Raw genomic sequence first — 26,549 nt, forward strand, 5'->3', positions numbered from 1 at the left:
AACATTGCCTGATCTTTGTTTCTTTGTTCCTTTACACCAATACATTCCCGCTCATTTCTTGAGGAATTGCAACGCCTAAAATGTGCAGTACCGTTGGGGCAATATCGCCCAGCTTGCCATCTTTTACAGTCTTTACATCCTTGTCAATAATAATGCAAGGGACTAAATTAGTGGTGTGTGCAGTGTTTGGTGTACCATCATCATTTATCATGTAGTCGGCATTGCCGTGGTCGGCAAGGATGATGAACGAGTAACCGTTAGCAATACCTGTTTCAACAACAGCCTGGCAGCAGGCATCTGCTGTTTCAGCAGCTTTAACTACCGCGCTAAAAACACCTGTATGGCCTACCATATCTGTATTGGCAAAGTTTAGCACTATAAAATCGGGCCAGCCGCTTTGCAGCTCAGGAATGATAGCATCGCGGATCCCGGCGGCGCTCATCTCAGGTTGTAGATCATAAGTAGCCACTTTTGGCGATGGCACCATCAGGCGCTTCTCGTTTATAAACTCTTTTTCGCGGCCGCCCGAGAAGAAGAACGTTACGTGCGGATATTTCTCGGTCTCCGCTATGCGGATCTGGTTCTTGCCGGCATTCTGCAAGATCTCGCCTATGGTTTGGGTCAGATCTTCTTTAGTGAAAACTACCTTAACATCCCTAAACGTTTCGTCGTAGGTAGTCATGGTAACGTAGTAAAGGTTAAGGGGGTGCAGGTTGTATTCAGGAAATGCTTTTTGAGTTAACGCGACAGTGATCTCGCGGCCACGGTCGGTACGGAAGTTAAAGCAGATCACCACATCGCCTTCTTTTATAACCGCAACAGGTTCGCCGTCAACCGTATTTACAATTGGCGGCATAAACTCGTCGGTAACGTCTTTTAAATACTGCTCTTTTATAGATTGTAATATGTCAGTAGTCGCTTCGCCAACGCCGTTTACCATTACATCATAAGCCTGTTTAACGCGCTCCCAGCGGTTATCGCGGTCCATAGCATAGTAACGGCCAATGGCTGATGCCAGTTTAACCGGTGTATTTACGATATGATCCTGTAATTCGGTAACAAAGCCTAAGCCCGATTTTGGATCGGTATCACGTCCGTCAAGAAATGCGTGAACAAATACACTATTCAATCCCGATGAAACTGCCGCGTCACACAATCCTTTTAAATGTTTGATATGCGAGTGCACCCCACCATCAGACACCAACCCGATGAAGTGTACATCTTTGTTATTTGTTTTAGCATAATCAAAGGCCGATTTTAAAACCGGGTTAGTTATCAGCTCGTTATCGTCAACCGCTTTGTTAATGCGGCCCAGCTCCTGGTAAACGGTACGGCCGGCGCCCAAATTCATGTGCCCAACTTCACTGTTCCCCATCTGCCCGTCTGGCAAACCAACAGCCATGCCTGACGCTTCCAGCTTCGAGTTTGGATAATTAGCGATAAGCGAATCAAAAAACGGTGTTTTTGCTGCCAATATAGCGTTCGACTGATCGTTACGGCCGTAACCCCAGCCATCTAATATAATTAATGCTACTTTCTTTTTATTTTCCACAACGCAAATATAAGGCAACGATGTTTATTTTGGCATTTGTGTTCATATATTCTTTTATATAGCTTTAGCCAACCAATTACATCGCCGTGAAAAAAATCTTGTCAGCCCTGCTAATCTTATGCGCTTTTTTATCTCAGGCCCAAACTAAAAAGCCCGACCGTTTACAAATTGCCAGCATCGGCGACCTAAAAGTAGCAGGCGGGACAATAACCGACTGCAAAATTGGCTACCGCATGTTCGGTAAGCTAAGTGCTGATAAAACCAACGCGGTGATATTTTTAACCTGGTTTGGCGGTACCTCGCGGGATATTGTGAACCCATCTAACTTTGCCGCTGTTGATACCACGCGCTATTGCTTAATAATTATTGATGCTTTGGCAGACGGTGTTTCATCATCGCCCTCAAACAGCCCTAAACAGCATGGCCGCAACTTCCCGGCTATTACCGCTATTGATATGATAGAAAGCCAGCACGTGCTACTTACCAAAAAATTAGGCATCAATCATGTTAAAGCGGTTATGGGGATCTCCATGGGTGGCATCCAAACCTTTCAATGGGCCGTAACTTATCCTGATTTTATGGATATCCTGATCCCCATTGTAGGCACCCCGCAGTTTACCAGCTATGATTTAATGCGCGGCGAGATCTACCGCAAAATATTAGACAGCGATCCCGAATATAACCACGGTAATTATACGGTTAACCCCAAGGTAACCCTCATTAATATGTTTTGGGAGATACTGCTCACAACCCCTGCCGAAAAGGTAAGGGCGCACCCGCATGATACCTTCGGCAATTGGTTAAGCGGGGTACAGGCCCAGCAACACAGCGACTGGAACGATACCTGGTATCAATCAGAAGCGCTGGCGGGCTTTGATATTACCAAGCCTTATGGCTCTTTCGAACAAACTGCCGCCCGCGTTAAAGCAAAAATGCTGATCATCAACGTAGCGCAGGATCATATCGTTAACCCTAAACCGGCTATCGACTTTGCCAAAATAGCTAATGCCAAATTGGTTGTAATAGACAGCGATGCGGGGCACCTGGCAGGTAATTTAGGTAATGGCGAAGCCAGGAAAGCGGTGATTGAGATATTGAAATAGGTTGGTTGTTTAGAACGCGCTGTTTACTCACCTCCATAGGAGTCCTTCGGACCGGTCTGCGCTTCGCTGGACCACCCTCTCTTCGCCTACGGCGGAAAGAGGGTAAGAGAAAGGAAAATAAATAACCCTCTTTCCCGCTCGCGGAAGAGAGGGTGAGCGAGCGAAGCGATGCTCGGGTGAGTAAACGGCGCGCCTTTATTAACGCTAACGCTCCATTAGTTTAGTCTGCAAAAAAAAATCACCCTCCACTGTAGCGATATCGCCCGTCCCATCGTTTTATCAACAGTAACAACATTATATCTATATTTTATGAAACAATTTACATTAATGGCAGCTGTGGGTTTGATGATTTTAACCGCGGCAAGCTGCAAAAAAGACAATTATTATGACGATGTGCCACAACCAATCTCGGTTGTTGGTTTTTACGGCGCGTCGCCTGATGCACCCAAATTAAGCATGTATTTAAACGCTAATCAAATTCCTGCTGACTCGCTTGCTTATAAAGGCAGGATAGACTATGTGAACGCTTATCCGGGCAACAGGGAGATCAATGCTTATCGTAACGGAACCAAAGTATTTACCAAAGCAATTACATTGGACGAAGGTAAATTCTATTCGGCATTTTTAACGGGTAATTATAGCACAGCCGAGCTTGTGGTGTTACAGGACAGCTTAATTAATCCGGCTCAGGGCAAAGCAACTATACGTTTTGTAAATATGAGCGTTGGCGCACCTGCGCTTGACCTGGTTACAAGTAACGGTACGTCGGTAATTAGCAATCGTACCTATAAAACCAACAGCGCTTTTACCCCTGTTGATGGTGATACACAATATAGTTTTGTAATACGCGCACATGGGTCAACCGTTGATAAGGTAATAATGGCGCCGGTAACGCTTTATGCCGGGCATAACTATACCATTTGGGCACGGGGTATTTATACAGCTACTGACGCTGCCGCGCTTGATGCCGGTATTGCAAGGAACTATTAAGCTGTTAACATTACTTTTGCTAAAATTATACGGTTAAGTTAACAACCGCGTAAAAAGTCATACTATAAAACCATTGCTCTTTAACCGGGGCAATGGTTAATAATTTAATACAGGTGCTAAAAAAACAGCCGGGCTTAAAACAACTTATTGAAGGGTGTGCAAAAAGGGATAACAAGAGCGAGGAGCTTTTGTATAAAACCTTTTATGGCTACCTGTCGGGCGTTGTTTTTAGGTACGTGCAGGAAAAGAATAGCTTAAACGAACTGGTAAACGATGCCTTTATACGGATTTTTAAAAAGATAGACACGTTTGCTTTTAACGGGCCGCCCGAGGAGCTGCAAAAGGCATTTAAGGGCTGGATAGGGCGCATAGCTGCTAATGCCGCTATAGATAGTATAAGAACGAAGAAGAAGCTGTTATATGTAGATGATATAGCAGATGAAACAATAATGAACATAGCTGTTAAAGCACCCGACAATTTATCGTACCAGGATATAATTGAATTAATAAACGGGCTGCCGCCTATACAGCAGTTGATATTTAATATGCACCAGGTTGAAGGGTTTTCGCACGATGAAATAGCGCAGAAATTTAATATCCCTACCAGTACCAGCAGGGTGTATTTAACAAGAGCAAGGGTAAAGTTGGTAGAGCTTTATCAAAAAAGTATGATGACGTATAATGGAGAATGAAGATAAATTTTTTAGCGCGATAGAAGATACGCTGCACTCGTACGAGGACGCGTATCCTGCCGGGGCATGGGAGGACTTCCGGGAAAAGCGTAAGCGCAGAAAAGCGTTGGTGCTGTTTTTCAGGCTGGGGAGCGCCGCGGTTGTTTTATTGTTTTTATCATACGCCACCATCCAGCTTTTTAAAAAAGATACCGTACCTGCCCAGGTAGCTCAAACCAAAAATATATCGCGCGAGCAAAAAAATGACACCCTGCAACCAACACGCGGTGTAAATAATAATGATGCATTGGTTACATCAAATAAAGCCGTTAGTCAAAATAAAAACAACGAAAACAAACAACAGATAGGTGCTGATAAACAAGATGTTGCCACTACCCGCCAGGGTATAATAACCCCTGCTAAAGAATCGGCTAAAGCCGGAATTGTACAAAAAGCAACAGTAGCAGAAAAGGATAACGCGATTATTGCAAATGTTATAGTACCTGATAAAACTGCTGCCGTTAACAGCAATATTAATGCAGCAATTGCGGGCGACACGGTAAAAGCAGTTAATGGTATAACCACTACAAATGTTATTGCCAAAACCGAGGTGAAGAAATATACAGGTTCAACCAAATCTGTTTATGATAGTATTTTCAATAGTAAGACAAATAAAGTAGCCACGGTGGCTGACAGGAAAAACCAAAAGAATTTATCCTATGGTGTAGTAGTTTCGCCGGCATTGGGCAACCAGAAATTTAATTTCGGTACCGGTGTTGAAGTGGCATATAAGATCAATAAAAACTTTTTTGTAAGTAGCGGTATAGCTTATTCATCGTTAAACGCCACAGGCGGCGGCGCACTCTTAACTGCTGCCCCGCCGGGCGCTGCATCAAGTGGAAGGGATGTTAGCCTGCAGGTATCGGGCTTTGAAGTGCCTATAGGTTTGCAGTATCGTACTGATAATGGCTTTTACGTAAGCGCGGGTATAGTGGCCATGGGGGTTACCAACAATAAGTTGGAGTATAATTATATTGCGCAAACAACAGCGGCGGTTTCTACGCTTGATGCCGCCGGCGTGGCCCAGAATTCGTTGAAAATTGTAAACGAACCCAAGACCGAACAAAGCAAAGAAAAGATCCAGAACTACCTGGGCTTTTATATGATGTCGATAGGTAAAAAGAAAAAAATAGGGAACAACCAGCTTACATTCGGACCGTTTGTACGCGTACCGTTTGGGGCGGTGTCCTCACAAAAAATAAGTCTGTTCCAGGGTGGTATTACTTTGGGATTTGATTTTTAGAATATATATATGACAAACCCAACGTTTCGTCATTTTTGTCCGAAGAGTAAATTGACGAACAAAAGCTTTGAGTTTTAATCTTAGAAAGAATTGAAAAATAAAGGGGTGCGGCTGTAGTGAATTAGCAGAAAAGGGGTTTTCAATTTCACTCAGCCGCATAAACCCCTCTCTGTGCGAGAGAAATCGCACACCGGTATAACCTTTTTGTCCTGTTAGGATAATGTCATTAATTTAAGAAAGGTAACCAATAAAAATGTCATTTCGACCGAGGTACGAGGGAGAAATCTATACAAGACAGGTTCGGTGACATATCCATGTATAGATCTCTCACTATCGTTCGAGATGACAAACTCCTTATTATTGTGACATTGCTCTAACAATACATATTTGCATATCGCTCAGGATTTCGCTGCCCGGCTTCTATGACTTCAAACGAGTAGCCTTGTAGTTTGCCACTGTAATTGCATATTTGCTTAATCACAAACTATCACATCCAAAAAATGTTATTACTTTTGACACTTCTAAAATATAACTGATTTGGACATAGAACTTGTACAGCCATTTATTGACAATGCGCTTAAAGAGGATGTTGGCGACGGCGACCATACATCATTAGCCACCATACCCGCAGGCACCACCGGTAAAGCAAAACTTTTAGTAAAGGATACTGGTATTATAGCCGGTGTTGAACTGGCCGAATATATCTTCCACCGGGTAGACAAGGACCTTAAACTAAATGTTTTTATAAAAGACGGTAGCGAGGTAAAACCAAAAGACATAGTTTTTGAAGTTGAGGGTAACGCCATCAGCATATTAACTGCCGAACGATTGGTGCTGAACTGCATGCAGCGCATGTCGGGCATCGCTACCAGTACAGACCATATTGTCGATTTGCTAAAAGGTACCAATACCCAGGTTTTAGATACCCGGAAAACCACACCGGGTATGCGTTACCTTGAAAAATGGGCCGTACGCATAGGTGGTGGTGTTAACCACAGGTTTGGTTTGTATGATATGATGTTAATCAAGGATAACCATGTCGATTACTCGGGCGGTATTGCCAGGGCTATCGAGAATGCGCATCACTATATCTCAACCCTGGGAAAAAAACTGGCTATCGAAATTGAAGTACGCAACCAGGAAGAACTGGATGAAGTTTTACAAGCAGGCGGCGTAGACCGGATACTACTGGATAACTTTAATTTTGCCGATTTAAAACAAGCTGTTAATATTATTGAAGGCAGATATATCACCGAAGCATCTGGCGGTATAACGGTTGATAACGTGCGCGAGTATGCAAATTGCGGGGTCGACTATGTTTCTATCGGCGCGTTAACCCATTCTGTTACCTGCCTTGATCTTAGCTTAAAAGCAGTAAAATAATCCAAACGGTAACAATTTCATAAAGAAATTGCCAATTGCATTTAAATATGATTAAACTTGTTAGTACAACAATCAAATTTTAATATTGCGTTGATATGATTACCCCTTATTCTATTTCAGCGCTAATACTTGCTTATTTGTGTGGTTCTATCCCTACCGCGGTTTGGATAGGACAGGCGTTTTACGGGGTTGATGTAAGAGAGTATGGCAGCGGTAATGCAGGTGCAACCAATACCTTTAGGGTGCTGGGCAAAAAAGCCGGTATACCCGTAATGCTGCTGGATATTCTGAAAGGTTTTACAGCTACTAATCTTGCTTTCTTTATCGGTGTTACTACTACCGGTGGGGTAAACTCTATCCCATATACCAATTACGAGCTTGCCCTGGGTATTGCTGCGGTAATGGGCCACCTGTTCCCGGTATTTGCCGGATTTAGAGGCGGCAAAGGCATTGCAACCTTATTTGGGATGGTGCTGGCTATTCATTTGCACGCGGCGCTGCTTTGTGTTATGGTGTTTATTCTTGTTTTGCTCATCTTCAGGTACGTATCCCTGGGTTCAATTATGGCCGGGTTTACTTATTTAATTGGCGTTACCTTTGTCTTCCCAAGCAACCGCTCGGTTGTAATATATGGTATGTGCATGTGTTTGCTGATATTGGTAACCCATCAAAAAAATATCGAACGTTTATTAAAAGGGACGGAAAATAAAGTAAACTTATTCAAGAAAAAATTGGCCCAATCATAGCAAGCCTCAAACAAATAGGTAACAAGTCTGTTACTATATTGAATCTAAAAATTATACCCCACATGAAAATATTAAAGTCCCTCTTAGTATTATCGGTAGTTACATTATTATATACCTGTGCTACTGTACCCTTAACCGGCCGTAAACAATTAAGCCTGGTTGGCGACTCGGAAATTAACCAGGCAGCCGCCACAAGTTATTCGCAGTTACTGTCTGATCCTAAAACCAAAGTCATAGCTACCGGTACCGATGCACAACGCGTTAAACGTATCGGCGCTAAATTATCCGCAGCTATTGAAAGCTATTTACAGCAAAACGGTTACGGCGATCAATATAAATTTAACTGGGAATTTAACCTGATACAAAGCAATGAAATTAATGCCTGGTGCATGCCTGGCGGTAAAGTAGCAGTATACAGTGGCATATTGCCCGTAACATTGACCGATGCAGGCTTGGCAACCGTTATGGGCCATGAAATAGGGCATGCTGTTGCCCGGCACTCGGCCGAGCGGATGTCGCAACAATTGGCAGCGCAGGCGGGCGGGGGCTTGGTGGGTGCTGCTGCAGGCGGCCAATCGGCTACAAATCAGGCTATCATCAATCAATTATACGGCATCGGCGGGCAATTAACGTTATTAAAATATTCGCGTAACCAGGAATCGGAAGCTGATAAATTAGGTTTAACTTTTATGGCGATGGCCGGGTATGACCCTAATGAAGCGGTTGCTTTCTGGAAACGCATGGCAGCCCAAAATAAAGGAGGCGCACAACCCGAGTTTTTGAGTACTCACCCGGCAGATGCTACCCGCATAGCCGCTATACAAAATGAAATACCTAATGCTATGAAGTATTATCATAAGCAATAATTTTGGCGAAACGCACCTTTTTAAAAGCTGAATGGAACGACCTTGTAATGATAAATTACGAGGTCGTTCCTGGTATACTTAAACCGTATTTGCCCGCCGGCACCGAGCTTGACCTCTGGGAAGGACGAGCAATGGTAAGCATGGTGGGTTTTATGTTTAACAATACCCGGGTTTTAGGCGTAAAATGGCCCTTTCATATTAATTTTGAAGAGGTTAACCTGCGGTTTTACGTGCGTTATTTTGATGGCGATAAATGGAAGCGGGGCGCAGTTTTTATAAGCGGGATCGTACCTAAGTATATTATCGCCACGGTGGCTAATGTGCTTTATAAAGAGCATTACCGCAGGCTGCCAATGCGGCATTCTGTAACGCCAGCTGCCGATAGGCATACTAATTTTTTATACGAGTGGAAACTCAACGGAAAGTGGAATAAATTAGGCGCCACTGTAAGTAATGACCTGGCACCCATCCTTCCGGGCAGCCCCGAAGAATTTATTTTTGAGCATTACTGGGGATATAACCCATGGACCGACACGGTAACTATGGAGTACCAGGTGGAGCATATAAGCTGGGAAGTTGGCAAGGTTAATGAGTTTATTTTTGAAGCAGATATTGCCACGCTTTATGGCGACCAGTTTGTGCCTTACTTAACAGCAAAGCCGGTGTCGGTTTTCTTTGCTAAGGGATCGGAAATTGCAGTGCGAATGGGGGATAAGATAACTATTACCTTGTAGCTGCTGCTGTTTCAGTGAAACTGTTTCATGAAACAAAAACGAGTAAATTTACAATTTGCTTATTATCAATTATTTATATGTTTTTTATGTATAAAAAACATGACGTAAAAGTTGTTTCATTTTGTTTCACTTATTTTTTATAAGCTATTTATTTTCAATAAGTTAAGTAAAAATACTGTTTCACCTGTTTCATTTGTTTCGCATTTTTGTGAAACAAAACTACCCCAGCGATTGCCCCAAAACTTCTAAAATGGCCTTGGCTTTAAGCAGGCACTCCTCATACTCTTTTTCGGCATCGGAATGGTAAGTTATGGCACCGCCGGTATGGAAGGACAGGTATTGATCAACCGAATTATACAGCAGTGTTCTAATCACCACGTTAAAATCAAAGTCATTATCAGGACTGAAATAGCCAATAGCGCCCGAGTATACGCCACGCTTGCTGCGCTCGTATTGCTCCATTAACCGCATCGAATTGATCTTGGGTGCGCCGGTCATACTACCCATAGGGAAAGTGTTGCGGATAGCCGCTATTGCGGATAAGCCGTCCTGCAGCTCGCACACCACAGTAGAGATCATTTGATGCACCTGGTTAAAGGTGTAAATGCCAAACAGCTCCTCGGTTTTAACCGTACCGGGCTTGGCCGAGTGCGTCAGGTCGTTCCGTACCAGGTCGACGATCATTACATTCTCCTGTAGTTCCTTGGTGCTGTTATGCAGTTGTTCTTTGATAGCTTCGTCCTCCTGCTGGGTAGCGCCGCGTTTGGCCGTACCTTTAATGGGTTGCGATACCAGCTTATCACCTCGCTTGGCCAAAAAGCGCTCAGGCGAGGCGCAGAGGATGTAATTATCCTGCCATTTATAAAAAGTACCAAATGGCGTAGGCGATACCCGGTTAAGCTGTAAAAAAGTGGCAACCGGGTCAATGGCCGCATCATCAGCATAAAACTCCTGGCAAAAGTTGGTTACGTAGATATCGCCACGGGCGATATGGGCCTTGATCTTATCTACCGCAAGTATATAATCGGCCTTACTAAACCGCGATTGGAGGTTGATGGGATCAGGATTATAATTCGACAAAACTTGGTGGCTTATAGTATTAAAGATAAGCTGTGGGTTATCGCAAATAATCTCAACCTTGCCCTTATTGATAAATATTAAATGCTCAGGCTCAAAGAAATATAGATCAGGAAAATGCAGGTGATCGGGGTTTGCAGATGACAGGTCCTCTACCTCATTTTTCAAGTCATAACTAAAAAAACCTGTTAACCAGCCCGGGTGAGTTTCGCGAAATCGTTCAAGGTCGGCAAACGCTGTGCCGGTGTTAGTGGTTATACTGTCTTTTACCCCGGCAGCAATCAGGGTGTCAAATTTAGAGTAAGGATCGTTAAAGCTGTTGGAGTCCAGGTAACAACAGGCATCAAAACTGGCTGCCCACTGCAGCGCTTTTTGCTTAAATAAATGCAGATCGGTTACCTGGATAATCACGTTGTAAAGTTAACCAACTAATGGTGAATATTTGGGTATTATACCTATATATTTGAACTGGTATATACCCCTATGTGGGTATTAAATAATAAAAATAATGTGTTAGTTTTGTAACTGATAACCAATTAAATAGATATGAAAAAATTAGCTCTACTTGCATTTTGTTTAGGCGTCAGTATAATAACTTTTGCACAAAGCAAAATAACCCCTGCCAAACCAGGCGTAACCTATGGCAAAACTATAACTGCCGACAACGCGATAAACACCTTGGCATTAAGCTCGGCTTTAACAAAAGATTCAGTTTTTACAGGTAAGGTAACCGGCAAGGTTATTGAAGTTTGTACCAAAAAAGGTTGCTTCATGAAACTGGCACAAGCTGACGGTAAGACGGTTATGGTGCAGTTTAAAGACTACGCCTACTTTATGCCTCAGGACATTGTAGGCAAAGATGTAGTTGTTGAAGGAAAAGCCAAAGTAAATGAAACGTCAGTGGAGCACCTTAAGCATTTTGCTAAAGACGCCGGTAAAACCTATGCGGAAATTGCCATGATAAAAGAGCCTAAAAAGGACGTTGCTATTATGGCCGACGGTGTATTGGTAGTGAAATAGTTTTGAAGATATTATAAAGGAAAAGCCCCGGTAGTTAACTATCGGGGCTTTTTATGCTTAATGTAATACTAAGGTTTGTTTTCTGTCCGGGCCTACTGATAACCATTTGATAGGTACGCCTAATTCTTTCTCCAGGTAATCAATATATGCTTGAAGTTTGGCAGGGATCTCTGATAATTCGGTTATACCGGTTAAATCCTCCTTCCAGCCATCAATTTCCTGTAATACAGGCACAGCATCAACCGAGCAGATATCGTAAGGCATATAGTCTATTTTCTCGCCTAAGTAGTTGTAGTGGGTGCAGGCATAGATCTTATCAAACCCGCTTAATACATCGGCCTTGGTCATCACCATTTGGGTAACGCCATTAAGCATGATAGCATATTTCAATGCAGGAAGATCTATCCAGCCAGTACGGCGGGGACGGCCTGTGGTAGCGCCAAACTCGTGGCCTACTTTGCGCAATTCTTCGCCAACTTCGTTATCTAACTCAGTAGGGAACGGACCGCCGCCAACACGGGTGCAATAAGCCTTAAATATGCCTATCACATCGCCAATGGTATTTGGTGCAATACCTAAACCTGTGCAGGCACCGGCAGTAGTTGTGTTTGACGAAGTTACAAAAGGGTATGAACCAAAGTCGATATCCAGCATAGTGCCTTGTGCGCCTTCAGCTAATATTTTTTTACCTTTTTTAAGGTAATCATTAACAAAATGCTCAGAGTCAACTAACGGGAATTTCTTTATCAGGTCTATAGCTTCAAAGAAAGCGGCTTCGCGTTCGCTAAAATCAGCAACTTCGCCATATAAAGCCTGCAGCATTGATGTATGCTTATCAACCAGTTTTTTATAGCGCTCTTTAAAGTCGGGCAGGGTGATATCGCCAATGCGCAAACCATTACGACCGGTTTTGTCCATATAAGTTGGGCCAATACCTTTTAAGGTCGAACCAATTTTGCCGTCGCCCATTTTCTTCTCAGAAGCAGCGTCCAACAATTGGTGGGTAGGTAATATCAGGTGCGCTTTTTTAGCTATTAATAAATTCTTTTTCGCTAAAAGGTCATGCCCGGCATCTTTTAATTTATCAATTTCTCTTTTTAGGGTGATAGGGTCAATAACTACACCATTACCTATAAGGTTAAGTGTGTTATCAAAAAATATACCCGAAGGGATGGTGTTTAATACAAACTTTTTACCGTCAAACTCCAACGTGTGGCCGGCATTCGGGCCTCCCTGGAAACGGGCTATCAGGTCATAACCTGCGCTTAGTACATCAACAATTTTACCTTTACCTTCGTCGCCCCACTGGAGGCCCAATAATACGTCAACAGCCATTATGAAATTAAAATATTTAACAAGGGGGTAAAGTTATACTTTTCTATCGCAAAAGCCGGCCTTAAGTTTTTCACAATTGCCGTAAAGATTCAACGAATGGTGTTTTATTTCAAATTTTAGCAGGTCGCCCATCATGCTTTGGATCTGTTGGATCCGCGGGTCGCAAAACTCAACTACCTTACCGCAATCCAAACAAATAATGTGGTCGTGCTGCTTGTAGCCGTATGATTTTTCGAACTGGGCCATGTTTTTACCAAACTGATGCTTGGTAACCAAATCGCACGATACCAATAGCTCCAGCGTATTATAAACAGTGGCACGGCTAACGCGATATTTTTTATTTTTCATGTGGATATATAATGATTCCACATCAAAATGGTCGGTTCTTGAATAGATCTCTTCGAGTATAGCAAAACGTTCAGGAGTTTTCCTTAGGCTTTTATTTTCAAGGTAAGCCTCAAAAATCTTTTTTACCATTGCTATAGTTTCCTGTTGGGACATAGTTTTTTATTGATATTCAAAGGTATCAACTTTTGTTTAAAGTTGATTGAGTTTATTAGGTTGATTAAGTTATAAACAACTAATCACTAATCAACCATTCACTAATTAACTGCTTTTAAGACGCTTTCTCAACCGCCGCATCAAAACGGGTTACGTCGGTAACACCGTTAACCGTTTTTAGACGTTTTATAAGGTTATCCAGGTGTTGGGTATCGTTAACATAAACCATTATCGATCCCTCGAAAATGCCGTTATCGCTATCAACCGTTATAGAGCGCATATTCACTTTAAAATCATGCGATATTACCGTAGTTAACTTGTTTATCAGGCCTACATCGTCAATACCAACAATGCGTAACCCGGTTAAAAATGCAAGCTCCTGCTGGTTAGTCCAGCGGGCTTTCACAATGCGGTAGCCGTAATTCGCCATTAATTTGGCAGCATTGGGGCAATTGGTGCGGTGTATTTTTATGCCGTCGCTAACAGTAACAAATCCAAATACGTCATCGCCCGGGATAGGATTACAGCAATTGGCAAGCTTATAGTCGATTTTCTGCATATCCTCACCGATTAACAACATATCGCTGTCTTTGGCCTTAATATTTCGCAATAAACCCTGTAGCTGCTCGCTATCTATTTTATCCTGGGGCTTGTTCTCGATAACTTTTTCTGATAACTGGTACTCCTTCAGGTCCTTCATGTCAATAATACCCTTGGCGATATTAAAGAACAGGTCCTGTGTTGATGCCAGTTTAAAGTAGTAGCTCAGCTTATGTATGTTCTCGGAGTTATAGGTGATCTTTAACGATTTTAGCTTACGCTCCAATATTTCCTTGCCATCCTCGGCAACCTTGCGTTTTTCTTCTTTTAAAGCCGATTTTATTTTGGCTTTGGCCTTCGCTGTCACCACAAAGCTCAGCCAATCCTCTTTAGGTACTTGCTTGCTTGAGGTAATAACCTCTACCTGGTCGCCGTTTTGCAGCTTGTAGCTAAGCGGAACCAGCTTGTGGTTAACCTTAGCGCCAATACAGCTTGCACCAACATCGGTATGTATCTCAAAGGCAAAATCAAGTGCGGTGGCATTTAACGGTAGTTGTATTAAAGCGCCTTTTGGTGTAAATATGAAAATCTCGTCAGAGAACAGGTTCATCTTGAAATCATCCAGGAACTCCAGTGCGTTCGAGTCGGGGTTTTTCAACATATCCCGTACTTTTTGTACCCAAAGGTCCAGCCCGCTATCGGTTGATGCTTCTTTATATTTCCAGTGCGCCGCAAAACCTTTTTCGGCAATTTCATTCATCCGCTTGGTGCGGATCTGTACTTCAACCCATTGCCCGCGCGGCCCCATTACCGTGGTGTGTAATGATTCGTAACCATTTGCCTTTGGTGATGAGATCCAATCGCGCAACCTATCAGGGTTAGGGCGATAAAGATCAGTAACTATAGAGTATGCTTTCCAGCAATCTGCCTTTTCATTCTCGGGCGTACTATCCAAAATAACCCTAATCGCAAACAAGTCATAAACCTCTTCAAACGGGATAGACTTTTTCTTCATCTTGTTCCAGATGGAGTGGATAGATTTTGGCCGGCCAAACAGGTCGGCATCCAGATCCTGACTATTTAAAACTTTTTTTACCGGCTCAATAAAATCGCGTATAAATTTCTCGCGCTCGGTCTTTTTCTCGTTAAGTTTATTTTTGATGAATTGGTAAGTTTCGCGCTCCATATATTTCATGGACAGGTCTTCCAGTTCTGATTTTATAGCATATAATCCCAGGCGGTGCGCAAGCGGTGCGTATAGGTAAACAGTTTCTGATGATAGTTTAAGCTGCTTATCGCGCGGCATAAACTCCATGGTACGCATGTTATGCAAGCGGTCGGCCAGTTTTATCAATATCACCCTAACATCATCAGCCAGGGTAAGCAGCATTTTTCTAAAATTTTCGGCCTGTAAGGAGCTGTTTGTATCAAACACGCCCGAGATCTTGGTAAGGCCATCAATAATTTTAGCCACTTTTTTACCAAACTCCTGCTCAATATCATCAAGTGTTACATCGGTATCTTCAACAACATCATGCAGTAACGCGCAAACAATAGAAGTTGTACCCAACCCAATTTCTTCGGCGGCTATTTGTGCAACGGCAATAGGATGGTATATATAAGGCTCGCCTGATTTGCGGCGCATGTCTTTATGGCTCTCTAAAGCCATATCAAAGGCCTTGCGTATCATGCGTTTATCGCCTTTTTGCAGGGTTGATTTACTTGCACGCAATAAAGCCCGGTACCTTTTTAATATCTCCGTCTTCTCAACTTCCAGATCGATCACTAATTCTTTCATACTTAGGCATAATCAGCATAATATCATAAACTCGCAATAAATATTAAAATTGCAGGTTATTATAAAATACCAAAAAAAATTGCATTAATTTTGCATTAGGTAAATTTATGAAATTATTTGGGCTTTTGATAGTGTTTTGCTGCTTAATGGGTACGTTAAAGGCCCAGGAACAACGCCCTGCTTTACCTGTACTGAGCAAAAATGACACTATTAAAACTTATGTTACCCTTTTAGATGGAGAAATGGTGCCATGGATAGTTACTCCGGAAGTGATCATTCGCGACTCGCGCATATTTAAAACCGAAGCCGACAGAAGAGCCTTTAATTTATTAAGATACAACGTACGTAAGGTTATACCATACGCGCATTTTGCAGGCGACAGGTATCGCCAGTTACAGCGCGATCTTGCATTAACCGGCGATAAAGGCAAACAAAAAGAGCTAATTTATGCCTGCAATACTCAAATAAAAGAGATGTTTAAGAAGCAAATAATGAACCTGACAATTACTCAGGGCGAGATCTTGATTAAGCTGATAAACCGCGAAACTGAAATAACCACTTATGACGTTGTTAAAGAGTTAAAAGGCGGATTCAGCGCATTCTCATTCCAGCTGGCCGCCAGGATATTTGGCCATAACCTTAAAGAAACCTACGATAGGAACGAACAGCGCGATATTGAAGGCATACTTCAGGAAGCTGGTTACGACTCATACAAAAACTAATAATGAGTAGTAATACTATTTACCAGTTTAATGTCCAAAATATCTCGGGCGAAGAAATTAGCTTATCAGATTATAAAAATAAAGTACTTTTAGTGGTGAACACCGCTTCGCAATGTGGTTTTACGCCGCAGCTTAAAGATCTGGTGGCTTTAAAAAGCGAGTTTGCCGGGCAGGATTTCGAAATATTAAGTTTCCCATCAAATGATTTTGGCGGGCAGGAACCTTTAGAGGGTGATGCAATCACTGCTTTTTGTGAAAGCTACGGCGCTAATTTTCCCATTTTTGAGAAAATAAGGGTTCGGGGCCCGTATGCCGATCCGTTATATAAATTCTTTGCCAATAAAAAACAAAACGGTAAGTTAAGTTCGGTACCACGATGGAACTTCCATAAATTCCTGGTGAACAGAGCGGGCGAGGTAACAGATTTTTATTACCCGTTTACAAACCCTACTGTATCAAAAATTAAAAAGAAGATCAACAAGCTGCTGGCAGCCGATCATTAATATATAGTTATGCTTAAACTTGACATATTAGTTTTATCCGTACATCCTGACGATGCAGAATTAGGCTGCGGCGGTACCATATTAAAACACATTGCCTTGGGCAAAAAAGTAGGTATTGTTGACTTGACACAAGGCGAGCTGGGTACCCGCGGTTCGGCTGAGATCCGTGCGAAAGAGGCTGAAGCAGCAGGAAAAATATTAGGGTTGGCCGCAAGAGAAAACTTGGCTATACCCGATGGCTTTTTTGAAAATACAAAGCAATACCAGCTAAAGGTTATTGAAGCTATCCGGAAATATCAGCCCGAAATTATTATTACCAACGCTTATCACGACAGGCACCCCGACCATGGGCGCGCGTGTGATTTGGTTACCGATTCGGCGTTTTTATCGGGATTAAGAAAAATAGAAACCTATGTGGATGGTAAATTACAAGAACCGTGGCGCGCCGAATTACTGTTGCATTTTATACAGGATGTATACATTAAGCCGGATATAGTAGTAGATATTACCGACTACTGGGATAAAAAAATAGAAAGTGTTAATGCCTATGGCTCGCAGTTTTATAACCCCGAGTGGGAAGAAGAGCCGCAAACCTATATCTCATCGCCCGATTTTATTGCAGTTGTTGAAGCACGCGCCCGCGAATTTGGAAAGACCATCCACGTAAAATTTGCCGAAGGTTTTACCTCGCGCAGGATTTTAGGGGTAGATAACCTGTTTAACTTAAGATAAAAGTTAAGCCGCTACATACTCAAAACGATTATTTTCATCATTTCTTTGGCGCTTAAGTTTGTTTTCTTTGGCAAGTTTTAACAAAATGCCCGACAGCTCTGAGGTTTTAAACTCCGAATGGAATTTCGATTTGCAATACTCGGCTATGCCTGATATGGAATGCGGTATTTTAAAAAAATCAGTAGTAAGCAGTTGATTTAAGATTTTAGTGGCACCGGGCTTTTTACGCCGGGCAGATGAATTGTATTTTTCGTTACTAACAGGTGTTTTTGGCTTAATTGCTTTTTTAGCAAGAAACTCATACCCGTCAGCGTCACCTCTTTCAAACTCAATCATCGCATCCAGTAGCTTGTCAACTACCTTTACTTGTACGGCTTCTGATTGGAAAGCATTAACAACCTCTGAGATTTCTATAAGTTGTTTTTTTAATTTTTCAATGGGTTTGCTCATGATATAATACAGGCTACGGTAAATATTAAATATTTCTACAAAAAATTAACAGGGGTAAACAGAGGATATTATAATCTGTTAATAGAAATAATTCTATATATAAATGATAACGCAAACATACGATTATAGTATATTTCAACTATAAAAAAGTGGAAATTAAGGTTTTAAAATGATAGGTTGTAGCAATATTATTACATTATTAAAGCGTTCTGGCTATTTTTTGAAGGATATGTAACCCTTCGTCGATATTATTTTTCTCAATAATAAGCGCAGGCCTAAAACGTATAGTGCTGTTACCGCAGCCTAAAAACATTACATTATTTGCTATACCCTGTTGTATAAATTTATCGCGGGTAGTTTTATCAGGGAAATCAAACGCGGTAAGCAATCCCTTACCGCGTACATTAGTTATTATAGGTGTAGTTGTCGCAATCTGCGATAATTGATCTTGCAGGTATTGGCCGTTTTCGGCTGCTTTAGCGCATAAATTATCTTCCTCAATTATCTCCAATATTTTTGACGCTCTAACCATATCAACCAAACTGCCACCCCAGGTTGAATTAATGCGTGATGATGTGTTGAATACATTATGTTCTATCTCGTCAACGCGTTTGCTTGCCAATATACCGCATACCTGCATTTTTTTACCAAATGCTATGATATCCGGGCGGGCATTTGGGCCAAAATGCTCGTGGCACCAAAATTTACCACTTAAGGCTACACCTGTTTGTACTTCGTCGTAAATTAATAAAGCATCGTTTTCATCAGCCAATAAGCGCAGTTGTTCCATAAATTCTTTACGTGCGTGGTTATCGCCACCCTCTGCCTGTACCGGTTCAACTATTATGGCGCAAATGTCATCCTTATGGTCTGTAAACGCTTGTTTTATTTGAGTGATGGATAGTTCTTCCCTTTTTAGCAGATCAGCATTGGCAGCCTCTGTCTGCGGGAATTTTATAGCCGGGAAGGAAACCCGCGGCCAATCAAACTTAGCATACCATTTAGTTTTAACAGGTAAGGTATTGGTTAAGCTTAATGTGTAACCAGAGCGGCCGTGGAAAGCATTTTCGAAATGTAATACCTTAAACCCTTTTTCGGTTTTGTGGCCTTTGGCAAAGTTTTTTTGCACTTTCCAGTCCATAGCGGTTTTAAGCGCATTTTCAATAGCCAGTGTGCCACCCGAAATAAAGAAAGCGTGGGGCAAATAATCCGGGATCCCAACCCTTGCAAATGTTTCTAAAAACTGGGCGTATTGTGTGGTGTAAATGTCAGAATTTGATGGATTTGTTAACGCGGCCAGCATCAGGTTTTTTTTAAAGGCCTCATCATTCAACATCTTCGGGTGGTTATAACCTAACGGCACCGACGCGAAGCAGGTGAAAAAATCAAGTAGCGTGCGTTTGTTTTTTGAATCATAGATGTGTACGCCGTTACTTTTCTCCATATCAAAAGTAAGGTCGAAGCCATCAGCCAACACATGCTTTTTTAATGATTCAATTACATTTTCCGGAGCAACAGACAGGTTATACATAGAAATATACTTTTAACAAATTTACTGAAAAACCCTCTTTAATGCTAATTTAAGCGGTTTTTGAACCCCAATAGTAAAAAGCAAGTTTAAATTGTTTAAACCCGGTTTTTGTACTATTACTTGATTGGGTATACTTATATAAATTTGTCTTTCATCCCCAGCAGGCCCCAGATTCCGCCGCTATGTATAGCCAAAATCCGGCTTCCGGGCGCAAACTGATCTTTTTTGGCCAGGTCATAAATAGCATACAGCATTTTGCCGGTATAGATGGGATCTATTAGTACCCCGGTATCGGCCACAAATTTTTTAATAAATGCTACCAGCTCATCATTAAGTTTACCATAACCACCAAAATGATAATCGGTATGTAATTGATAATTTGCCGGGGCCGTTAGTAGTTTATCAATCTCATCAGCAATAAAGCTACCATTCTTGAATACAGGGATAACATTTAGCGTGGTTGGTAACTGATGTTGCGTAAGGCCGTTAATAATCCCTGCAGCCATAGTGCCCGTGCCCGCAGCGCAAAAAATATGATCGTAAGATGCCGTCAGTTCATTAACCAATTCGCTGCAACCCTTTGCGGCTTCGGGCGAGGCACCGCCTTCATTTATAAAAAAGGCTTCGTCATCACCGGCAAAGTATTTATTAAATAAAGCCTGCTTATCGCGATAGCTTTCCCTGTCGGTAAAAAGCAAATTCATGCTGTGCAGGCGGCACATAAACAGGGTGTCGTTATTTACTTCTTCGCCACGTACAATACCGGTAGCTTTAAAGCCAAATTTGGCCGCGGCGGCAGCTGTTGCCAGTAAATGATTTGAGTAAGCACCACCGAAGGTTACCAGGTGGGTTTTGTTTTGAGCCTGTGCCTCTTTAAGCAGGTACTTAAGCTTGCGCCACTTATTACCTGATATAATTGGATGTATCAGGTCATCGCGTTTTATATAAACTAATAAGTCCCGTTCGGCAAATAACTTATCGTTAATTTGCTGAACGGGACTAAATATCTCGAGGTCGATATGCATTAAGCTTATTAGAAGCCTAAGCCGATACCTGCATTGAATGATTTGTATTCGGCTAAACTTCCTGATGCATAGATAGTTAATATAGCCAGATTTAACTGAAACCCTAAATCAGCACGCATACCACTTACACTGGCCGATTTACCACTGATGTTGATAGGGTCAGCATATGAAGTGTAAATAGGTTGTTTGGCAGCATTTACGCCGGTAACAAAAGGAAAGTTTCCTTTTAATCCTACATCTGTACTGCTGGTTAAATAGCCGACAGACACAAACGGTGTAAAAAATAATAATTTTTTAGAGAGGATAACTTGGGTATTAAATCCACTAAAGTGACCTTCAATTGTCTGATTGCTAAAGTTAGAATTACCGGTTATGCCTCCATTAGATGCATCTGGTTGTACATTTAAGGTTTTCTCATAAGTTAGTCGTGTATAACCTACTGCTAAGGCCAAATCAAAAGGCAGTGCGTTTTTACCCAAATCTTGAGCAAAATTGTGTTTTAAACCAAAACCAAACATACCTACCTTACCAACATCATCAGTAATTTTGGTCGTAGGGATAAAGCGAATGCTAAAATCAGTGTGTTTAACTAAACCAACAGTTAGTTGTACCTGCGGGGCAGGCACATATTTAGTTACACCTGCAGGTAGTTTAGTGTTATAGGTATTGGCTGAGTTGTTTGGATCTGTAAAAGTTATACCTGTTTCCAATTTATCATCGCCTCCAAACGTTTGTGCAATAGGAGAACCCTGTGGTTTAATATTAGCTAAGTTCAAAGAGTTAATGTTAAAGGTCCTGTCTGCTTGAGGAACTATGCTGGCGCTGGCAGTTACTCTAATAGTAAAATGAAGCAAATCTTGAGTTTTTGCTGTGTTGGTCCAACCGCCGTTTAAGCTATTGCCAAAGCCTTTAAATAACGGGGTTGCGTAGGCACCCATTAATTTATTTACGTCTGATGGGTTACCTTTAAATAAATCAGATAAGCCATCATTGGACTGTGCATTTGCCTTGAAGGCAGCAGACGTTAAAATTACAAGAGTAATTAGTGAGTAGAGTTTTTTCATATTGTTTAAATTAAGGTTTTCGACCATAAAAGTAATACATATTTCGTAATAATCAATATTGTAAGCAGTTAGGTATATTATTATTAATATTTAATTGATCAAAAAACAATTATTTTTGCCCGAATGATAAAAGAGCCCGAAATATTTGAGCAGGATGAACAGGATCTATATGAGCATTTACGTGTAATTGTTGATAAAGGGCAATCCCTTTTACGTATTGATAAGTTCTTGATGTACAGGGTCGAAAATGCATCGCGTAACCGGATCCAGAATGCCATCGATGCCGGCAATGTGCTGGTTAATGATAAAGTAATAAAGGCCAGCTACCGCGTTAAACCGTTTGATGTAATATCGGTTGTATTGCCGCATCCGCCGCGCGATACCGAAGTATACCCCGAAAACCTACCGATAAATATTGTTTATGAAGACGATGATGTGCTGGTGGTAAATAAAGAGGCCGGCATGGTGGTACATCCCGGCTATAATAATTATACTGGTACGCTGGTTAACGCGTTGGTTTACCATTTTCAGCAATTGCCTACGCTTCCCGGTAACGACGGCAGGCCAGGCTTGGTGCATCGTATTGATAAGGATACCTCGGGCTTACTGTTAATAAGCAAAAACGAGCGGTCAATGACTTACCTGGCCCGCCAGTTTTTTGATCACTCTATAACCCGTAAATATATTGCCCTGGTTTGGGGCGACCTGGAGCAGGACGGGACAGTAACAGGCTACATTGGCCGCAGCGTGAACGACAGGCGGGTAATGTCAATTTATGACGATGAAGAAAAAGGTAAATGGTCTGTAACGCATTACAGAGTGTTAGAGCGGATGGGTTATGTTACGCTGATAGAGTGCCAGCTGGAAACAGGCCGTACGCACCAGATCCGTGCGCATATGAAGCATATTGGCCACCCTTTATTTAGCGACGCGACTTATGGCGGCGATAAGATCTTAAAAGGCGCCGTTTATAGTAAATACAAACAGTTTGTAGAGAATTGTTTTGAGTTGATGCCGCGCCAGGCGCTGCATGCCCAAACGCTGGGTTTTACGCATCCATCAACAAAAAAATATATTCATTTTGAAGCAGCTCTGCCACAGGATTTTGATAATGTATTACAAAAATGGCGCAAATATATTGGTGCTAATGCCACACAAAATGGTGAAATTAGCGATTAATTAACCATGGCATTGCTTTACATAAATTTTAACGGAGAAATAGTACCGGCAGACACTAAACTGTTACCTGTTACCAATCGTGCTTTTAAATATGGCGATGGTTTGTTTGAGAGTATGCGCATGCTAAAGGGCCAGCTTCAGTTTGCCGATATGCATGCCGACCGCTTGCAACGTGGCATGAAAGCGTTAAAGATCGACAGCTACTCGCAAATGGACGATTATTTTTTAAAGGAAAAGGCCGAGCAATTGTCCGTTCGCAATAAATCAAAGCATGGCCGGTTAAGGTTAACGGTTTACCGCGACTCGAGCGGATTTTATGCACCGTCGCAAAACAAGTCGGGTTATTGTTTAGAGTTTACACCTGCCGATGAGCCTCGGTATTTTTTAAATGAGAAAGGTTTAATCGTAGATATTTTTACTGATCTGCCTAAACCATCCAATTACCTGTCCAACATCAAAACCTGTAACTCGCTTATTTATGTGATGGCTGGGTTGTATAAGGCACAAAATAATCTGGACGAGGTTTTCCTGCTAAACCAAAACGGATTTTTATGTGAGGCAAGCAGCTCCAACGTCTTTGTATGGTATCAAAACCATTTGTATACGCCGGCGCTAAGCGAGGGTTGTGTAGAAGGGGTGATGCGCCAGGTTATTATCAACATCGCCAAAAAAAGTAATATACCTGTAACGGAAGCCCAGATAAACCCCGAAATACTATACGAAGCTGACGAAGTGTTTTTAACTAATGCCAGCAAAGGCATCCAATGTGTTATGGGGTATGGTATTAAACGTTACTTCAATAAGGTGAGTAAGGTTTTTATGGATGAGTTAAATAAGCTATAATAGCTGTTTATATTCTACCGCGATGTTGTCTTGTGTCAAATAGCCTAAGCACAATGATATTGTCTTTTTTAATTCGGTAGAAGACCTTTAAGCGCCGGAGAATTACAAGGCCTCTGATATTTTTATCGCTTCGTTCCAGGCTGCCAATTTCAGGGAAGCTTTGAATTAAAGTTGCAAATTCAATGATCAAATCCTTAAAATGAATAGCTGTTTTAGTGCCGAATTCATTTTCAATATAATTTAAAATATCTTCAAAATCATCTTCAGCCCTTTTGGTAAAAGTTACTTCAAAGGCCATTCTTTATATTTTGACTTTATCGAAGATAGAGAAACTAAATTAGCTTCATCATCACTCTCGTCATAAGCAAGTAAAACAGCCTGTTTTTGTTCTTTAGTTAAAGACTGCCAAAGAGAACCTTCAGTTGATACAGATCGATTTAAAGCATCATAAAATTGAGCAAGTATTTCCTGGTCGTTAATCTGATCAATTAATTCGCGGAACTCTGATTTTAACGTTTCAATTTTCATACCTAAAGTTATTGAAAATTTCTATTTATCTACAACTTCACACCCCTCAAAAACTCAGCAATATCCATCCGTTTTTTACCTTCCAATTGTACATCAGTTACGCTGATAAAACCATCCTGTGCGGCAAATTTTAAGTAAGTTTTATTATCGGTTAAAAAGGCGCCCGGTTGTATGCCCGGTTCTGTTTCCTGGAACTCGGCCCGGTATATTTTAAATGTTTTGGCATTTAAGTCGGTAAAAGCTGCAGGAGTAGGGCTTAGTCCGCGGATGAAGTTATATACCCAGGTTACCGGCATGTTCCAGTTTATTTTGCAATCGTCTTTGTAAATTTTGGGTGCGATTTTTATTTCAGCACCTTCAGTTAATAACGATGACTGCGGATGCTCATTATAGCGTCCGCTTTCAACTGCTTTAACGGTTTTTACCACCAGGCCGGCACCTTTGTTCATTAATCTGTCATGCAGCTCGCCGGCGGTTTCATGGCCTGTAAGTGTTACTTTCTCGGTGAATAAAACATTACCGGTATCAATTTCATGTTTCAGGAAAAACGTGGTTACGCCGCTTTCTTTTTCGCCGTTTATCAGCACCCAGTTTAACGGCGCCGCACCGCGGTAATTTGGCAGTAATGAGGCATGTAAATTTATGGTGCCTTTATCGGGCATGTTCCAAACCTCTTCGGGCAGCATCCTAAAGGCTACTACCACCTGCAGGTCGGCATCTAACGATCTTAGTTCGGCTAAAAAATCGGGGTCCTTTAAATTTGTGGGTTGTAAAATACGTAAGCCATTGGCAACAGCATACTGCTTAACAGCCGACTCGGTAACCTTCTGCCCACGGCCGGCAGGTTTATCGGGTGCGGTAATTACACCTACAACGTCGGCACCCGATTGTATTAACTCATCTAACGATGCCACGGCAAACTGTGGCGTACCCATAAACACGATTTTCATCCCTGTGATTTATATTAATAATGATGAAGCTATCACGAGCAACTATTATTTTCGCTACAGCTCACGGTAGTTTCATCGTGAAAATATAATGATTTTATCTGGTTATCTATACTTGTAATAAGTAAAAACCATAAAAATTGTTTAAATCATAATGCGTTGCTAAAGTTAATTATTGATATAATAAATATTTGCGTCGCATGGTCTTGTATTTGCTTAAACCCGATGCCCAGCTTTGGCGTATTTCGGCTTCTGTTTTACCGGTTTCAATTTGTTTCCTAAGCTCTTCTGTACCGGCCAGTTTTGTAAAATAGGCATTAAAAAAATGCGCCTTGTCGGGGAAAACCTTATATAAGCCAATTAACCATGATAAGTTTATCTGGCCGCTTTTTTTCAGAGCGGCGGTATTGTAATTTTTCAAATCAATACCATAACAAACCTGGTTTTTTTGCGGTGGGTCTTCGCTCATTCCGGCTATGCTAACCGGCGTGAAAGAGAAACTGTACTTCCCCTTTAACAGCGGATGCCCAACCTGTACAAACGGAAGCATAGTACCCCGCCCTAAACTAAAAGTTGTACCCTCAAACAAGCAAGTGCTTGGGTACAGCAAAATAGATTGATTGGTATTTAAATTTGGTGAAGGACTAACTGGCAACACATAAGTTGCTGCATGGGTATAATTAGCCAGCTTGATAATTTTTAGCTTGCACTGCACATGGTTTTTTAACCAACCCTCGCTATCTATCATTTGGGCATATTCGGCAATTGTCATCCCGTGCGAGATAGGTATGGGGTGCATCCCAACAAACGATTTATAAGCGCTGTCTAATATTGGTCCATCAATAATAGTACCGTTGGGGTTGGGCCGGTCTAATATCAGCAGTTCAATATTATTTTCGGCACAGGCTTCCATTACATAATGCAGGGTTGATATATAGGTGTAAAACCTGGTGCCTACATCCTGAATATCAAATATCATCAGGTCGATGCCTTTTAATTCATCAACCGTAGGTTTATAATGTTTACTACCATAAAGCGATATTACAGGGACGCCGGTTTTTGTATCAAGCTCATTACCTACGGTTGCGCCATTGCTGGCATTGCCCCTAAAGCCATGCTCGGGGCCATAGATTTTTTTAATTTTTACGCCAAGTTTTAATAAACTATCGGGGCTTGCGGTTTTGTTTTTACCTATTATAGAAGTTTGGTTAACTACCATTCCCACGTTTTTACCTTTCAGGTAGTTTACGTATAGGTTGGTTTGGTCGGCGCCGGTAATTATGGGTTTATCAATTTTATAGCTTACTGTTTTGCCTGGCTGCGAACAGGCAACAGCAATAAATGGTAATAACGCTATTAGCGGATACAGTAAAAGATATTTTATTTGCTTCATTTAGATTGGTGTC

Annotated in this window: 27 protein-coding genes; 14 read left to right on the forward strand and 13 right to left on the reverse strand. The window is 41.7% G+C overall.

Going from position 1 to position 26,549, the window contains the following annotated elements; translation table 11 throughout:
* Positions 1-31: 31 nt before the first annotated feature.
* Entirely contained in the window at positions 32-1,552 is a 1,521-nt protein-coding gene (gene gpmI, locus ABIB50_RS11355) for a 2,3-bisphosphoglycerate-independent phosphoglycerate mutase (protein WP_429379834.1), read from the reverse strand.
* Positions 1,553-1,638: 86 nt separating this feature from the next.
* Here gpmI and ABIB50_RS11360 point away from each other — a divergent pair, with 86 nt between their 5' ends.
* From ABIB50_RS11360 to ABIB50_RS11395, 8 genes are all read left to right on the forward strand, one after another.
* Positions 1,639-2,655: an alpha/beta fold hydrolase gene (locus tag ABIB50_RS11360; protein WP_429379835.1), complete on the forward strand. Its 1,017-nt coding sequence runs from the start codon at positions 1,639-1,641 to the stop codon at positions 2,653-2,655.
* Between the two features lie 309 nt (positions 2,656-2,964).
* Positions 2,965-3,645, forward strand: a complete 681-nt coding sequence (locus tag ABIB50_RS11365) for a DUF4397 domain-containing protein (protein WP_429379836.1) — start codon at positions 2,965-2,967, stop codon at positions 3,643-3,645.
* Between the two features lie 92 nt (positions 3,646-3,737).
* Positions 3,738-4,337 carry an RNA polymerase sigma factor gene (locus ABIB50_RS11370; protein WP_429379837.1) on the forward strand — a complete coding sequence of 200 codons (600 nt, stop codon included), beginning with the start codon at positions 3,738-3,740 and terminating at the stop codon, positions 4,335-4,337.
* Positions 4,327-5,619 (forward strand): hypothetical protein, encoded by a 1,293-nt coding sequence (locus tag ABIB50_RS11375; RefSeq protein ID WP_429379838.1) that lies wholly within the window; start codon positions 4,327-4,329, stop codon positions 5,617-5,619. Before ABIB50_RS11370 ends, ABIB50_RS11375 begins: the two co-directional genes overlap by 11 nt.
* A gap of 537 nt (positions 5,620-6,156) precedes the next feature.
* Complete coding sequence (nadC, locus tag ABIB50_RS11380) at positions 6,157-7,002, forward strand: carboxylating nicotinate-nucleotide diphosphorylase (RefSeq protein WP_429379839.1); 846 nt, start codon at positions 6,157-6,159, stop codon at positions 7,000-7,002.
* A 95-nt stretch (positions 7,003-7,097) separates the two neighbouring features.
* Positions 7,098-7,748, forward strand: a complete 651-nt coding sequence (gene plsY, locus ABIB50_RS11385; protein ID WP_429379840.1) for a glycerol-3-phosphate 1-O-acyltransferase PlsY — start codon at positions 7,098-7,100, stop codon at positions 7,746-7,748.
* Positions 7,749-7,810: 62 nt separating this feature from the next.
* Positions 7,811-8,614, forward strand: a complete 804-nt coding sequence (locus tag ABIB50_RS11390) for a M48 family metallopeptidase (RefSeq protein WP_429379841.1) — start codon at positions 7,811-7,813, stop codon at positions 8,612-8,614.
* Positions 8,615-8,616: 2 nt separating this feature from the next.
* Positions 8,617-9,348, forward strand: coding sequence for a YqjF family protein (locus ABIB50_RS11395; RefSeq protein ID WP_429379842.1), 732 nt, complete (start codon positions 8,617-8,619; stop codon positions 9,346-9,348).
* A 219-nt stretch (positions 9,349-9,567) separates the two neighbouring features.
* Here the strand turns inward: ABIB50_RS11395 and ABIB50_RS11400 are convergent, their stop codons facing one another.
* Positions 9,568-10,836 (reverse strand): anthranilate synthase component I family protein, encoded by a 1,269-nt coding sequence (locus tag ABIB50_RS11400; RefSeq protein WP_429379843.1) that lies wholly within the window; start codon positions 10,834-10,836, stop codon positions 9,568-9,570.
* A 135-nt stretch (positions 10,837-10,971) separates the two neighbouring features.
* Between ABIB50_RS11400 and ABIB50_RS11405 the strand changes: the two genes are divergently transcribed.
* Entirely contained in the window at positions 10,972-11,445 is a 474-nt protein-coding gene (locus tag ABIB50_RS11405) for a DUF4920 domain-containing protein (protein ID WP_429379844.1), read from the forward strand.
* A gap of 57 nt (positions 11,446-11,502) precedes the next feature.
* Here the strand turns inward: ABIB50_RS11405 and ABIB50_RS11410 are convergent, their stop codons facing one another.
* The 3 genes from ABIB50_RS11410 to ABIB50_RS11420 all read right to left on the reverse strand — a co-directional run bounded on the left by ABIB50_RS11410 (position 11,503) and on the right by ABIB50_RS11420 (position 15,619).
* Positions 11,503-12,780, reverse strand: coding sequence for an adenylosuccinate synthase (locus tag ABIB50_RS11410; RefSeq protein WP_429379845.1), 1,278 nt, complete (start codon positions 12,778-12,780; stop codon positions 11,503-11,505).
* A gap of 33 nt (positions 12,781-12,813) precedes the next feature.
* A complete protein-coding gene (locus tag ABIB50_RS11415) occupies positions 12,814-13,281 on the reverse strand; it encodes a Fur family transcriptional regulator (protein WP_429379846.1) in 468 nt (155 codons plus the stop codon).
* 115 nt (positions 13,282-13,396) lie between these two features.
* A complete protein-coding gene (locus tag ABIB50_RS11420; protein ID WP_429379847.1) occupies positions 13,397-15,619 on the reverse strand; it encodes a RelA/SpoT family protein in 2,223 nt (740 codons plus the stop codon).
* Between the two features lie 107 nt (positions 15,620-15,726).
* Here ABIB50_RS11420 and ABIB50_RS11425 point away from each other — a divergent pair, with 107 nt between their 5' ends.
* The 3 genes from ABIB50_RS11425 to bshB1 are packed head-to-tail and all read left to right on the forward strand — an operon-like array spanning position 15,727 to position 17,576.
* Positions 15,727-16,341, forward strand: coding sequence for a DUF4294 domain-containing protein (locus tag ABIB50_RS11425; RefSeq protein WP_429379848.1), 615 nt, complete (start codon positions 15,727-15,729; stop codon positions 16,339-16,341).
* Positions 16,342-16,343: 2 nt separating this feature from the next.
* The gene (locus ABIB50_RS11430) at positions 16,344-16,844 is read left to right on the forward strand and encodes a glutathione peroxidase (protein WP_429379849.1); all 501 of its coding nucleotides are present in this window, start codon (positions 16,344-16,346) and stop codon (positions 16,842-16,844) included.
* 9 nt (positions 16,845-16,853) lie between these two features.
* A complete protein-coding gene (bshB1, locus tag ABIB50_RS11435; RefSeq protein ID WP_429379850.1) occupies positions 16,854-17,576 on the forward strand; it encodes a bacillithiol biosynthesis deacetylase BshB1 in 723 nt (240 codons plus the stop codon).
* A 3-nt stretch (positions 17,577-17,579) separates the two neighbouring features.
* On the opposite strand, the gene ABIB50_RS11440 is transcribed toward bshB1, so the two are convergent.
* The 4 genes from ABIB50_RS11440 to ABIB50_RS11455 all read right to left on the reverse strand — a co-directional run bounded on the left by ABIB50_RS11440 (position 17,580) and on the right by ABIB50_RS11455 (position 21,646).
* Positions 17,580-18,026, reverse strand: coding sequence for a hypothetical protein (locus ABIB50_RS11440; protein ID WP_429379851.1), 447 nt, complete (start codon positions 18,024-18,026; stop codon positions 17,580-17,582).
* A 199-nt stretch (positions 18,027-18,225) separates the two neighbouring features.
* Positions 18,226-19,557 carry an L-lysine 6-transaminase gene (gene lat / locus ABIB50_RS11445; RefSeq protein ID WP_429379852.1) on the reverse strand — a complete coding sequence of 444 codons (1,332 nt, stop codon included), beginning with the start codon at positions 19,555-19,557 and terminating at the stop codon, positions 18,226-18,228.
* Between the two features lie 134 nt (positions 19,558-19,691).
* Positions 19,692-20,582, reverse strand: coding sequence for a 1-aminocyclopropane-1-carboxylate deaminase/D-cysteine desulfhydrase (locus tag ABIB50_RS11450; RefSeq protein ID WP_429379853.1), 891 nt, complete (start codon positions 20,580-20,582; stop codon positions 19,692-19,694).
* 8 nt (positions 20,583-20,590) lie between these two features.
* Complete coding sequence (locus ABIB50_RS11455; protein ID WP_429379854.1) at positions 20,591-21,646, reverse strand: DUF6588 family protein; 1,056 nt, start codon at positions 21,644-21,646, stop codon at positions 20,591-20,593.
* Between the two features lie 123 nt (positions 21,647-21,769).
* Between ABIB50_RS11455 and ABIB50_RS11460 the strand changes: the two genes are divergently transcribed.
* Together ABIB50_RS11460 and ABIB50_RS11465 are read left to right on the forward strand one after the other, a co-directional pair.
* The gene (locus ABIB50_RS11460) at positions 21,770-22,825 is read left to right on the forward strand and encodes an RluA family pseudouridine synthase (RefSeq protein WP_429379855.1); all 1,056 of its coding nucleotides are present in this window, start codon (positions 21,770-21,772) and stop codon (positions 22,823-22,825) included.
* Positions 22,826-22,831: 6 nt separating this feature from the next.
* Positions 22,832-23,668 (forward strand): aminotransferase class IV, encoded by an 837-nt coding sequence (locus ABIB50_RS11465; protein WP_429379856.1) that lies wholly within the window; start codon positions 22,832-22,834, stop codon positions 23,666-23,668.
* A gap of 7 nt (positions 23,669-23,675) precedes the next feature.
* Here ABIB50_RS11465 and ABIB50_RS11470 read toward each other — a convergent pair whose 3' ends face one another.
* The 4 genes from ABIB50_RS11470 to ABIB50_RS11485 form a co-directional block, all read right to left on the reverse strand.
* Positions 23,676-23,966: a type II toxin-antitoxin system RelE/ParE family toxin gene (locus ABIB50_RS11470; protein ID WP_429379857.1), complete on the reverse strand. Its 291-nt coding sequence runs from the start codon at positions 23,964-23,966 to the stop codon at positions 23,676-23,678.
* On the reverse strand, positions 23,951-24,196 hold the full coding sequence (locus ABIB50_RS11475; protein ID WP_429379858.1) for a hypothetical protein: 246 nt from the start codon (positions 24,194-24,196) through the stop codon (positions 23,951-23,953). Before ABIB50_RS11475 ends, ABIB50_RS11470 begins: the two co-directional genes overlap by 16 nt.
* Positions 24,197-24,225: 29 nt before the next feature.
* The gene (gene fmt, locus ABIB50_RS11480) at positions 24,226-25,146 is read right to left on the reverse strand and encodes a methionyl-tRNA formyltransferase (RefSeq protein ID WP_429379859.1); all 921 of its coding nucleotides are present in this window, start codon (positions 25,144-25,146) and stop codon (positions 24,226-24,228) included.
* Between the two features lie 169 nt (positions 25,147-25,315).
* On the reverse strand, positions 25,316-26,536 hold the full coding sequence (locus tag ABIB50_RS11485) for an exo-beta-N-acetylmuramidase NamZ family protein (RefSeq protein WP_429379860.1): 1,221 nt from the start codon (positions 26,534-26,536) through the stop codon (positions 25,316-25,318).
* Positions 26,537-26,549 lie beyond the last annotated feature (13 nt).

It is taken from the genome of Mucilaginibacter sp. UYCu711 (genome assembly GCF_050433825.1).
Lineage (GTDB): Bacteria > Bacteroidota > Bacteroidia > Sphingobacteriales > Sphingobacteriaceae > Mucilaginibacter.